Source organism: Bacillus sp. ABA4_010, assembly GCF_056159105.1.
Genome location: NZ_JBSWUN010000004.1, coordinates 280,044 through 292,309, shown reverse-complemented (window position 1 = coordinate 292,309; position 12,266 = coordinate 280,044). Strand labels below are relative to the sequence as shown.

Annotated in this window: 12 protein-coding genes; 4 read left to right on the top strand and 8 right to left on the bottom strand. The window is 42.1% G+C overall.

Going from position 1 to position 12,266, the window contains the following annotated elements; all coding sequences use genetic code 11:
* Positions 1-15 precede the first annotated feature (15 nt).
* On the bottom strand, positions 16-1,185 hold the full coding sequence (locus tag ACXAEO_RS20935) for a sensor histidine kinase (protein WP_474884712.1): 1,170 nt from the start codon (positions 1,183-1,185) through the stop codon (positions 16-18).
* A gap of 279 nt (positions 1,186-1,464) precedes the next feature.
* On the opposite strand from ACXAEO_RS20935, the gene ACXAEO_RS20930 reads away from it, so the two are divergent.
* Both ACXAEO_RS20930 and ACXAEO_RS20925 read left to right on the top strand, forming a co-directional pair.
* The gene (locus ACXAEO_RS20930; RefSeq protein WP_474884711.1) at positions 1,465-2,103 is read left to right on the top strand and encodes a YigZ family protein; all 639 of its coding nucleotides are present in this window, start codon (positions 1,465-1,467) and stop codon (positions 2,101-2,103) included.
* Between the two features lie 239 nt (positions 2,104-2,342).
* Complete coding sequence (locus ACXAEO_RS20925; RefSeq protein ID WP_474884709.1) at positions 2,343-3,407, top strand: LCP family protein; 1,065 nt, start codon at positions 2,343-2,345, stop codon at positions 3,405-3,407.
* A gap of 110 nt (positions 3,408-3,517) precedes the next feature.
* Here ACXAEO_RS20925 and ACXAEO_RS20920 read toward each other — a convergent pair whose 3' ends face one another.
* Complete coding sequence (locus tag ACXAEO_RS20920) at positions 3,518-4,579, bottom strand: glycosyltransferase family 4 protein (protein ID WP_474884707.1); 1,062 nt, start codon at positions 4,577-4,579, stop codon at positions 3,518-3,520.
* A gap of 423 nt (positions 4,580-5,002) precedes the next feature.
* Between ACXAEO_RS20920 and ACXAEO_RS20915 the strand changes: the two genes are divergently transcribed.
* Entirely contained in the window at positions 5,003-5,233 is a 231-nt protein-coding gene (locus ACXAEO_RS20915; protein ID WP_474884704.1) for a hypothetical protein, read from the top strand.
* 8 nt (positions 5,234-5,241) lie between these two features.
* The gene (locus ACXAEO_RS20910; protein ID WP_474884702.1) at positions 5,242-6,612 is read left to right on the top strand and encodes a SpoIID/LytB domain-containing protein; all 1,371 of its coding nucleotides are present in this window, start codon (positions 5,242-5,244) and stop codon (positions 6,610-6,612) included.
* A 74-nt stretch (positions 6,613-6,686) separates the two neighbouring features.
* Here the strand turns inward: ACXAEO_RS20910 and ACXAEO_RS20905 are convergent, their stop codons facing one another.
* From ACXAEO_RS20905 to ACXAEO_RS20880, 6 genes are read right to left on the bottom strand one after another with little or no spacing between them, the layout of a single operon-like run.
* Positions 6,687-7,460, bottom strand: coding sequence for an S-layer homology domain-containing protein (locus tag ACXAEO_RS20905; protein ID WP_474884700.1), 774 nt, complete (start codon positions 7,458-7,460; stop codon positions 6,687-6,689).
* Between the two features lie 21 nt (positions 7,461-7,481).
* Positions 7,482-8,999 carry a murein biosynthesis integral membrane protein MurJ gene (gene murJ / locus ACXAEO_RS20900; RefSeq protein ID WP_474884698.1) on the bottom strand — a complete coding sequence of 506 codons (1,518 nt, stop codon included), beginning with the start codon at positions 8,997-8,999 and terminating at the stop codon, positions 7,482-7,484.
* 29 nt (positions 9,000-9,028) lie between these two features.
* The gene (pssE, locus tag ACXAEO_RS20895; protein ID WP_474884696.1) at positions 9,029-9,511 is read right to left on the bottom strand and encodes a PssE/Cps14G family polysaccharide biosynthesis glycosyltransferase; all 483 of its coding nucleotides are present in this window, start codon (positions 9,509-9,511) and stop codon (positions 9,029-9,031) included.
* Entirely contained in the window at positions 9,508-9,993 is a 486-nt protein-coding gene (pssD, locus tag ACXAEO_RS20890) for a PssD/Cps14F family polysaccharide biosynthesis glycosyltransferase (protein ID WP_474884694.1), read from the bottom strand. The genes pssE and pssD overlap by 4 nt, the downstream gene beginning before the upstream one ends.
* Before the next feature lie 6 nt (positions 9,994-9,999).
* Positions 10,000-11,100: a glycosyltransferase gene (locus ACXAEO_RS20885; protein ID WP_474884693.1), complete on the bottom strand. Its 1,101-nt coding sequence runs from the start codon at positions 11,098-11,100 to the stop codon at positions 10,000-10,002.
* A gap of 16 nt (positions 11,101-11,116) precedes the next feature.
* Positions 11,117-12,256 (bottom strand): polysaccharide pyruvyl transferase family protein, encoded by a 1,140-nt coding sequence (locus ACXAEO_RS20880; RefSeq protein WP_474884692.1) that lies wholly within the window; start codon positions 12,254-12,256, stop codon positions 11,117-11,119.
* Positions 12,257-12,266: the final 10 nt, after the last annotated feature.

Below are 12,266 nucleotides of genomic sequence, written 5' to 3'. Positions count from 1 at the left end.
AAACGTTTTTCAGTTCTATTGGTTAATTTGTCCTTCTTCCACAACTAGCATGGGGACCCTTATTACTACAAGCGTGCCGCCGCCTATTTTAGATGTGACCTTTAACTCACCTTCTAATAAGTCAACCCGTTCTTTCATACCTATCAATCCAAAAGAGTTTTCCTTTTTTTCTGCTGGATTAAACCCTTTTCCATTATCACGAACGATAACAGTAACATGCTCTCTGCCCATTTCCATTTTCACTTGAATTTCCGATGCCTCAGCGTGCTTCAAGGCATTCGTAACCGATTCTTGAACTAAACGGAACAAGGCGACTTCTAAATTGGAAGACAGTCTTTTTTCCTGTCCGATGGAAAGAAACGTAATTTTCGGGTATTCATTATTATATTCTTCAATCGTTGCTAAATACTTTCGAAGGGTGGGAACTAGGCCTAAATCATCAAGGGCCATCGGTCTTAAATCATATATGATACGCCTCACTTCATATAGAGCCGAACGAACCATTTTTCGTAAATCCCGTATCTCTTGTAATGCTTCTTCAGGACTACGCTCGCGGTAAATTCGTTCAATCAATTCAGAACGAATCATCACATTTGCGAGCATTTGAGCAGGTCCGTCATGGATTTCACGAGAAAGACGTTTTCGTTCTTCTTCCTGCGCCTCCAAAATACGAAAGCCAAAATATTCTTTTTGAGCGGCATCTTCTACAATTTCGCCCACTTTCCGCAAATCATTCGTTAAATAATTCAACACAACGGATATTTGAGTTACTAAATGGTCGGCACGTTCGATGGTTTCATTCAACATAATTAAACGGCGCTCCAGCTCATCTCTTCGGCTTCGAAGCTGTGCTTCCGTCTGACGATTCATCATCAGCTTCGTTTGCAGTTCATGTGCTTTTTCATAAGCCTCTTTTACTTCCGGCTCGGTATATACCTTAAAATGTTGACTCACTTCCGAAAGTCGCTGTCTCGCCAATCGGCTATGCGCTTCAATCCGATCTCCTTCAGTAATCGTCTCAATCACCTGCACCTTCAACAACTCCAATTCTTTTTGAAGGTGTTCATGCTCTTTGCGTGCATCTTCTGCAATCCGATAAATTTCATCTTTGCTGTCATCCACCGTAAAAATCACTTTATCTAAAATTTCATCTAAAATCTTGCTTGTTAATTTATTTTTAGACATTTTTTCACCTCAAAAGGTAAACCTCTTACTGCCATATCCATTTATAGGTTTAAACTATACCTTCTCTTTATATTATTCGTTCCCCTTCTTTTTTTGCGGGGGTCGTCTTATAATTTTAGTAATATTTTTTCATTCATTTCAAAGTATTTGTTTGCCGCATAAAATTGGACGTTTTATAATGAAAAAAGGTTTCATATTTTGGGGGAAAACGACATTTTTCATTCATATGGGTGTTTACTTTATACTTCATATTATACGCATTTAGGAGGTTTGATATTTTTGTTACCTCAATATTATACCGTAAAAGGACAAGGGGAACATGAAATCACCATTCAAAAGTCCCGGTTTATCTGCCATGTTAAAAGGGTGGTGTCCGAAGCGGAAGCACAGGAATTTATTCAAGAGATTAAAAAACAGCACTGGAATGCAACGCATAACTGTTCCGCTTACTTAGTGGGAGAACGCGACCAATTTCAGAAAGCGAATGATGATGGAGAGCCGAGCGGAACGGCTGGTGTTCCAATGCTTGAAGTATTAAAAAAACGCGGGCTGAAAGATACAGTAGTCGTCGTCACCCGCTATTTTGGCGGCATTAAACTAGGTGCAGGCGGCCTCGTTCGGGCATATGGGAAATCTGTCTCGGAAGGTCTTGATGCAGTCGGCATTGTCAAACGAACTCTGATGCAAGTAATGCATACAACGGTCGACTATACATGGCTTGGGAAATTGGAAAATGAATTGCGCTCATCGGTCTATGCGATTAAAGACATTCATTACCTGGAGAAAGTCGAAGTCGAAACCTTTGTCGAAGAAAGTCAAACCGAGGCCTTTACAGAATGGATGGTGGAGCTTACAAACGGTCAATGTGATATTCGAAAAGGCGATGTGACTTACTTAGAAGAAGATGTGACGAAGTAAAACTGTCCGATTAAAAAGACTGGTATCTTTTACAAAAATGGAGCATAAGTCCGAAAGTGACAGTTTACGAATAATCAAAAAACATGTACAATGAAATTTGGCGTACTTTGTTGAAACTTTTCATTTGACTTTACTAATTAGAAAATTTATACACAAGAATGAATTTGTTTTGAGATACAGCTATAGCACACATACTAATGAAAACCGTGATTTCATTCTTTCTTAAAAGGAGAAACCATATGTCTGATTATAGACGTTACCAAAAAAAGGTGAATAAGCGAAAAAGAAGACGAAGACTGTTTTTCATATTTATTTTGCCTCTTTTAATTATTGGCCTCAGCGCCACCGCTTATGGATCCTACTTATTCGCAAAAGCAAAATCGGTCGTGACCGAATCATTCGAAGAGGCGGGAGACCGTAAAAACTCTTCTTTACGCTCCGAAACCATTGATCCGAAAAAAGACAACATTTCGGTTCTTTTCATCGGAATTGATGAAAGTGAAATGCGAAAAGCCAATTTCGGATATACAAGCACGAACACCCGTACAGATGCATTAATTTTAGCGACACTGAACGAAAAAGATAAATCCGTTAAACTCGTCAGCATCCCCCGCGATTCGCGAGTGGACATTGCTTGTACAGACGAAAAATCAAAAATTAATTCCGCACACGTTAAAGGCGGAACACTTTGTACAATTGAAACAGTCGAAAATTTATTTGACGTACCTGTCGATTATTATGTAAAAGTTAACTTCAATGCCTTTATTGAAGTCGTAGACTCGCTTGGCGGTATTGAATTCGATGTTCCTTACGATTTAAAAGAAAAAGATTCTCAAGACCGTCATAATGCGATTGTCCTTCAAAAAGGCGTTCAAACATTAGACGGGGAAGAAGCGTTAGCCATTGCAAGAACGCGGAAATACGATAACGATATCGAACGCGGAAAACGCCAGCAACAGCTTATTCAAGCCATTGTGAAAGAGACAGCGTCAATTGGCTCCATCACAAAATACGGCGACATTATTGAAGCCGTAGGCGATAACATGAAAACGAACATGAAGTTCGGTGAGATGCTGTCATTTTATGATTATGCCACAAAAGGTTCGAATGTCCAAATTGACACGATTGCGCTCAAAGGAGAAGATTATCAGCCTGGGAGCATCTATTACTACAAACTTGATGAAGACTCGCTCAAAAGCACAAGCGAACTGCTAAAATCCCACCTTGAATTACCGGGAAGCACACCGCTAGCGGAGCTGGAAGCTGAACTAAATGGTGACACAGAGTCTGAAGAAACAAACTAATAAGTACTACCCCCTTGTTGGAGACAGCAAGGGGGTTTTTGCGTCCTTTTTACGGAAATCAAAAAAGCGCCAAAACCCTTTTCGGATTTTGACGCTTTATTACTATGCTGTTACTGTTTGACGCGGCTATACCGAACACCGCTCACTAAATTTAAGATCGGACGATAGTTCTTATCAACTAAACCAATTTTTTCCACGATAATTTCAATCGCTACAAGTAAAATTCCTAATACGAGAAGTGATGCCCACATTCCCTGTACTTTCGAGAAAATAACTGCTGCCAGTCCAAAAATGGCGCTCATCGCATAAATAATTAGCACCGTTTGACGATGGCTGTACCCTAAACGCAGCAAGCAATGGTGCAAGTGGGATTTATCCGGTGCAGATAATGGCTTGTTTTGCACAATTCGGCGAATAATCGCAAAAAATGTATCGGAAATTGGCACACCTAAAATGATGACCGGCACGATAAAGGAAATGACCGTCGCACTTTTAAATCCTAAAAGTGATAAGACAGAAATCATATATCCTAAAAACAACGCTCCTGTATCTCCCATAAAAATTTTCGCAGGGTGGAAGTTGTACACAAGGAACCCAAGCGTGCTTCCGAGCATAATAAAGCCCATCATCGTAACAAACCCGTTCCCCATCATAATCGCCATTCCTGAAATGGTAATTAATACAATGGAAGATACTCCCGCTGCCAGACCGTCTAGTCCGTCAATTAAGTTAATTGCATTCGTAATCCCGACAATCCAAAGAATGGTCAATGGAATGCTGAAAAACCCAAACTCTAACGTGCGGTCAAAAGGTAAATTAATGAACTCGATTTGAACACCGCCGTATACTACGACGATCCCCGCAGCAAGCAACTGACCGGCAAGCTTAATTTTTGCTGATAATTCCATCATATCATCCAATACACCTGTAATGATGATGATGAAACTTCCGATTAAAAGTGGCAAAGCATAAGGGCTTGTAGGCTGCATAATGAAGTAACCTACAAGGAAGCTAATAAAGATTGCCAAGCCTCCAAGGCGCGGCATGATGCGCTGGTGAACTTTGCGCTGATTCGGTTTATCTGTGGCACCTATTTTAAAGGCCAATTTCTTGACCAAAGGAGTGACTAAAATAGATGTAATAAAACAAATAAACAAGGTCAAATATAACATATAGACCCTCCTTAAGTTTATCTTAACCAAAACGATTGCTTGCACATACGTGTCTTTTATGATGGATACAACTTACATTTTTAATCTTGGTGTCAATAAGCCCTTTTTTCCACGAACAGGGCCGCGCATGCAATCATCACACGAAGATTGCTCGTACAATCCACTGGAGGATCTTCTCTTTGGCGCTTTTTGACATCTTTCATGAAACTAACTTGTTTGTCATTTTTGGTCGACTCACAACTTGGATTATATCACAATGAATCTATGACTTAAATAGAAATTTATCCTCAACCGATCTCCCCTTTCAGCTACTATATGTTTCTCCTTTATCTACATTTTTCCTTCTTTTCTGCAAATAGAAGGCAAATTTTCTCCTGATTTTGCTATAATGCTAGATAGAAAGCTTACATTCAGGAGGTTCTCATGTTGCGTTTCAAACGAAAAATAGCGATTATTGTTTGTGCATCCACACTATGTATAACCGGGTTAACGGCCGCTAAAACGTCCGCAAACAGCGAAGCCGTATTAGCAAGCGTTGACTGGGTCATGACCAAAATCAATCCATTGCAGCAGAAAGTAGACAACTTAGAAGCGAAAGTGAAAGAATTAGAATCTGAAGTTACGAAGCTCAAACAAGAGCTAGAAAACAAGTAGGTGACGTCATGAAAAAATGGCTGCCTTTTCTATTAATGCTTACATGTATCATAATATTCCCATCTTCTTTTACAGCAAATAGCGGATTACCTTTTTCCTATAAGACGGAAGTGAAAGTTCGTTTGTTACAAAAACCTACATTTTCCGCTACTCTTACCGGTACATATTCGTTAATGGATTTAAATGGGAATCAACTTATTCCGTTAAACGGTAAAAACACCTTGTCCTTCCAGCAACAAAGCGGACAAATTGTGGTGACAATTGGAACAGAAACTGCCGCTTCCACATCTGGTTTTGCAGTATATGAAACCACAACGAGTGACCAAAATTCATTTACAATAACCGGGATGGAAGCTACATCCGGCTCGAAAGATGGAAACATGACGTTCCGGGGTTCCTTTACAGTAAAACCTGGAACAGACCGCCCGCTCGTTTTGAATGTGCTCGATATGGAGGACTATTTAAAGGGAGTCGTCCCTGGTGAAATGCCTGCTCTTTGGCATGCCGAAGCGGTGAAAGCACAGGCTGTCGTTGCACGAAGCTATGCATATACAGATGTCGCAAAAAGCTCATTTTTAGAGATGACCGTCGCCAGCCAAGTGTATAAAGGAAAATCCGTCGAGCACCCGAACTCAACAAAAGCGGTGCTCGATACAGCAGGTGTATATGTGACATATGGCGGAAAGCCTGTTAAAACGTACTTCTATTCCAGTTCTGGAGGACGAACGGAGAATGCAGAAGATGTGTGGGGCAATGCCGTTCCATATATTCGCTCCGTTAAAGACGACTTTGACCGTCATACAGGCAATACCCATTACGGCTGGGAGCAATCCGTTGCCGCAAGTACCATTGCGCAAAAACTCCAATTGCCAAGCACACAAATGCTTTTAGGTTTGCAGGTCGCAACGCGTACAGAAGGTGGCAACGCCAAGCAAGTAACAGCTACTATTTATGATAAAACGTCTAAGCAAACGTCCGAAAAACAACTTCTCGGCACGTCTGCCAGATATCCAGATGCATACCGCACCTTATTTGGCGGGTTGAAAAGCAGTAAATTTTCTGTTTCAACCAATACTTCTTCTAACATTATGAAAGCAGATGGATCCACAGAGAAAACCAGTCATCTCATTGGATACAAAATTCAAAAAGCAGATGGTACAACGGAATACATTGAAGATCCGAACATTAAAGTACGAACAAAAGAAAGCAGCAACTTGCTGTCCACCTCTCCTGCCAACTATACGTTTAAAGGAGATGGATACGGCCACGGCGCAGGCTTAAGCCAATGGGGAGCAAGAGGCATGGCGGAAGCTGGTTATTCCTATGATGCCATTTTAAAGTACTACTATACAGGAATTGACGTTCAAAAATTATACTAAACAACAAAACCCGTCATCCACATCCGGTCACATACCGGTTAGGATGACGGGTTTTCCCATCAAAAGAAAAGTTGTTATTTCACGTCTAAAGCACGATCCACAAACGCCGAAAACTGGGAACGCTTCGTCGGATCTTCCGGCTTAAAATAGCCGTCGTTCCCGTTTGCGATACCATACTGTGAAATGATTTTAATGGCTTCATAAGCTTCCATTTCAGATGTTACGTCTTTATAGTCGCTGAAAGCCGATGTTTTTTCCTCTAATTCAAACGCTCGCTGAAGCACAAGTGCCATATGCTTTCGCTTCATTGATTCAAGAGGTTTGAAATAGCCGTCGTTTCCGTTAAAGAATCCTGCCTCATATACGGTCATAATTTCACGGACATTCGGGTGAGTATCTGGAACATCCTTGAATACAGACGGCTTGTCTGATAAAGGTAAATCAAACGCTTTAATCAGCATGCTGGCGGCTTGATATCTTGTAATCGATCGTTCCGGATAAAACTTTTGCTCTTCCGGATATCCTCGAATAATGCCTTTTGTATATAGGCTCATAATATGTGTATACGCCCAATGTCCCGATTCACCGTTTGGAACATCCACGAACACAGAATCATCCGCTTTCTCCAAAAGCATCGCTACCTCTTTTTTCAGCGCATCGGCTTTTGCCGTTACACTATCCGCTTTTGTTTCCACCTTTTTGATTTCCGTTTCAGCCCATTCCACACTTGCCACTTCCATACTTTCGGCGGCTTCTGTTTCCTGTTGCTGAACTACTTCACTGCTGCAACCAGCTAACGCTAACCATGAACAACATGAGCCCCATACGAGCCATTTTTTTATTGTCATTTTCTTTCCTCTCCCAAACTGCTACCGTAATGTCTTTATCTTCTTCCACGCCTGTTCAATCTCGGCAATTTTACATAGCATACCGATTAAACCTGCTAGAAGTACAAGTATAAAAAAACCGGTCCCTGCGTTCAGCAAGGCATTCGGCAAATGAATGACCATGCTCATCACATAGGAAGCTGCCGCTAACAACCCGAAAAACACCGCATATTTTGTCAAATATGAGCGATTCTTCCTTGTTAATTTTAACACGAAACGACTAGCCAGTAATAGGAAAAAAAGCTGAAAATAAGCGCTCACCGTTGTCGCAAGGGCAATCGCTTCGGCGCCTCCCTCATCAATCCATAAAGCCATTAAAGCGATATTAAGACCAAACACCGCCACGACTCCGGTCACAACAGGATATAACGATTTTTCCATTGCGTAAAAAAAGCGGGTGACATACACATTCGCAGCATGGGCAAACATCCCAATCACAAACCATTGAAGCAATTTTGCCGTCACAATCGTCGATTCTGCTGTAAATGACCCGTATTCAAATACGAGTTCCACCACATCGCGGGCGTATACAAAAAGAAAAATCGAAATCGGAATGATGGTCACAAGCAATAAGCGCATCCCTTTATGGTACATCTGCGCAATCTGTTCAAATTCACGATTCGCCGCTTTTGCTGCCAAAGTCGGATAAATAACCGTCGTAACAGCCGTCATTAAGATGACTTGCGGAAGCTGCACGAGTTTGGAGGCATAATTTAACGCCGCCACAAGGCCATCTTCCAACTGAGAAGCAAACATGCGGTGAAGCAGAAAGTAAAATTGCAAGGTCGCCCCGCCTAGTAAAATCGGAAGGCCGACCTTGATCATTCGTTTCGCATATGCTCCATTCTCCATCTTCCAGCGAAGGCGAAATGACAGCACGCGCTCCTGCCGTAAATCTCGAATCAGCAGCCATACCATAGCTGCCGCCCCGAGCAGTGCTCCCCATGCATATGCTTCTGCTCCCATGACGGGATACAATAAGACAGCAAACAAAACAAAACCAGCATTGTTAACTAACGTTGAAAATGCTGGGCCGAAGAAACGATTTTGGATATTCAATAAACCGGAAAACCACATGGATAAGACAAGAAAGAGCGTCGAAGGAGCCATAATGGCTAATAAAGAAGACGTCATCTCGCTGTCCCCTGCTGTTAATCCCGGAAACAATAATGCAGTCACTTCACTCGAAAACAAGATGAATACAAGCGACAGTACTGCCGTCATCATCGTCGTATAGGTGAACACAAGCTCTTTAAATTGCTCCTGTTCCTGAATGGAATCTACCTTTTTATAAATGCTAATAAAGGCCGTCGTAATCGCGCCCCCTGCCACTAAGTAGATGAACGTAGGGATGGTGTACGCTAAAATAATGGAGTCTGCCAAAGCCGATGTTCCAAAGTGGTAGCCAATGACAGCCTCACGCAAAAAACCGAATAAGCGGGATACGACGTTGATGACCGTCACAACACCGATAATTTTCAGAAGTGATTTCCTCGACAACGCTGATCCCTTCTTTCTTTCCTCACAACTTACACATTTTTTTCAATGAAGGTTTCAATAAGGGAAAGAATATCATTTCTTCCACTTTGAAAAGGCGCAGGTTGAAAAGAATGAATTTTTTCGATTGCCTCACCTAAGTCTTGCTCATCATCCCAAGCAATCAGATGCCCTGTAGCCTGGAACTGGCTGACAATCTCTAACTGATGGTCATCATTGTGTTCACCGTATTTCACCAGTCTCGGCGCGGCAATCATCTTCTTGCTTTTTTTCAGTCCTGACGTAATGGAGCCCGTCCCGCCATGTGTCACAATATAAGAAGCTTGGTCATACAGTCTATCCATCTCTTCATAGCTTGTAAATTTCACAAGCTTCATCTTTGAGGACTTATACGGGGTATGCCCTACTTGGACGATGACCTCTTCACGGATATTTCCTTTTTCAATCTGCTGTTCCACTGCCTTCAACAATCTTGTAAAAGGCAGCTCATGCGTTCCTAACACAACTAAAATCAATAGATTGAACCTCCATATACAGCTTTCGGATAGTGCACTTTCATAGATTCCCATTGCACAATGAATAAATCGGCAATCGGATATATGAGCCGGCCCGAAAGCGTTGGCGTTGTCGTTTTCGCAAAGCTTTCAATAAAGATGACTTTCTTCCCGAAAAGCTTCGCAATGTAACACATCGGCACAGCTGTATGAGCCCCTGTTGTCACAATCACGTCTGGTCGTTCTTTTAAAAACAGATACAACGACTTAAAGCAGTTGTACGTAAACTTAAAGATATAACGGAATAGATAATTTCTCGCTCCATACATTAAAAATGAAAGCTCGTATTCTTTTTGGAGCTCCTCTGTAATGACAGAGCGCTCTGTCACAATATGATAATCATATGTGGAAAAAAGAGGTTTCAGCTGCAATAGCTGTGTCAAATGCCCTCCAAGAGAGGCAATAAACATAACTTTTTTCCGTTTCGTTTTTTTCTTTAGCATTTCTCTCTACCCTCCAGGAGGAGAATAAACCTCTAACACTTTTTGGATTAAATATTGTTGATCATTCTCTCGCGCCCGTTTTTCACCTTTTTCTAACAATTGTTCCACAAATGGTCCATTTGTTAGTACATCTAAGATTCCTTTATACAGTGATTCGTCATTTTGAGGTTCCACCAGTACACCCGCACCGTCTCCCAATAAATAACGAAGCCCGCCTACTTTTGTGCCAACAACAGGGGTGTGGCAACTCATCGCTTCCAACGCCACAAGGCCAAACCCTTCGATATGCGACGGCAAGACAAATGCATCGGCTGCCGCCATCCAAACCGCTATTTCTTGCTGCGGCATCGCTTCTAATATGCGGACATCTGTTAACTCTCGTTCTTCAATTAGCCGATCAAGTTCTTCCCGAAATCCTTTGTCTTTAACCGCACCTATTAAATAAAGAGCGGCGTTCGGTTTCTCCCGTTTCACTTTAGCATAAGCCTCGACAAGCTCGACTAAACCTTTTTGGCGAATTAAATTCCCGACAAACAACAGGATGGACTCATCTTCCGGTAGGTTCAGTTGCTTTCGGGCCTGTTTTGGCTCCATCGGCTTAAACACTTCACGGTTCACGCCCATATTAATAATGGACAGCTTTTCTGTTGGTACATGAAACTCTTGATGAATGGTTGAGTGCAGCTCGTGACCGACAGTAATTACATGATCCGCCTCTTGTAAAATGCGTGCCGTCCACTTGCGAATTCTTGGCGATTTCTTCGCCATGCGGTCGATATCACCGCCATGTGCCGTCACAACCATCCGTTTATTCCATAGTTTTTTGTACAGCAAGGCCAACATTCCGGTCGGAAATACATAGTGGGCATGAACAACGTCATAGCCTCTACCTTTTGTAAACAAGTTGCCGAAAGTTTGAAGCAGCCACATGCTGTATTTGCGCAGCACATTCACTTTTCCCATATTCGGGTTCGTCACAGTTAGCACATCGACGTCAAGTCCTTCAGCTTTTAAAGCTTCGACTTGATTTTTGACGAAAATGCCAAATGTCTTCGCCTGCGGTCCCGGATACATGTTACTGAGCACAAGGGCTTTTGTTTTTTTCATGTCTCATTCACCATGCTTACATTAATTTCGTTAACTGTTCCATCCCTTTCGCCGCTTCCTGTTTGAATGTCGTCGAAATGGAATGAAATTCTTCTAAAGTATGGGGCCAGTCGGTCTCCATTTGTTCCACAAGAGAGACAAACGGCTCTGTTTGCGTATGAAGCGAATTAATCGCGACAAAATTCTCTTCTTTCCCGATCGTTGCCATAAAATCTTGAACTTTTTGATGATACCCAATCCCGATCACAGGTGTTCCTGCCGTCACAGCTAAAATTAACGAGTGAAGCCTTGTCCCGATGACGAGATCATGTTCTGCACATACACGAACAATTTGCTCAGGGTATAAGTTGTCTTCCAAAATACTCGCTGCTTGCTGCTGTTTCATTTGTTGGAAGATGTCTTTTGTTACTTGCACATCTTGAGGATACTTTGTTGAAAAAAAGGTAACTTCTACCTTCCTTTCTTCTACAAGACGATCCAAGTTTGCCGCCATACCACGGATGTACGCATCATATTTTTCATCATCCACAGACGGCCAATATTGACGACTGAAGTAAGGGACCGCCGTTACTGCCACCTTACGAATTCCTTCACTACTCGTTCGTTCCCCATGAACCGGTACAAAAAAAGCAGGGTCTCCAATGACCTCAATCTCTTTGTCAATTCCAATCGAGTGAAGCAACTGCTTCGAATTCTCATCTCGAACTGAAATGGAATTCGCTTTATTCGCCAGCTGTTTAATGAAAAACATGCCGGGCTTTGTTGTAATGGGACCGGCGCCTACTCCGTAGATGGCTACCTTGCAGCCCGCATAATGCCCAAGCTGCCCTAATGTGCTGTATAACGGGGCATCCCGTTTATACATGTCCATCAGCAGTCCACCGCCGCCGATAATAAGCAAATCGAGCTCTTTCATAATCGCATAGCTCACTTTAACGGTATGAAAAACGGAAAGAAGAAAATTCCCCTTTTTATGAAGCAAACGAACCGACTTCACACCATATCGATTCGTTGTGTTTTCCGGATGATTGCTAAAAACAATAATATTCTCTTTTTGGACAGCAAGATGCTCTGTTAATTGTGTCAAAATGCCTGACAAAATAGCTTCATCGCCATTGTTGTCATGTCCGTAATTCCCAATTATGCCTACACGCATCAGACATACA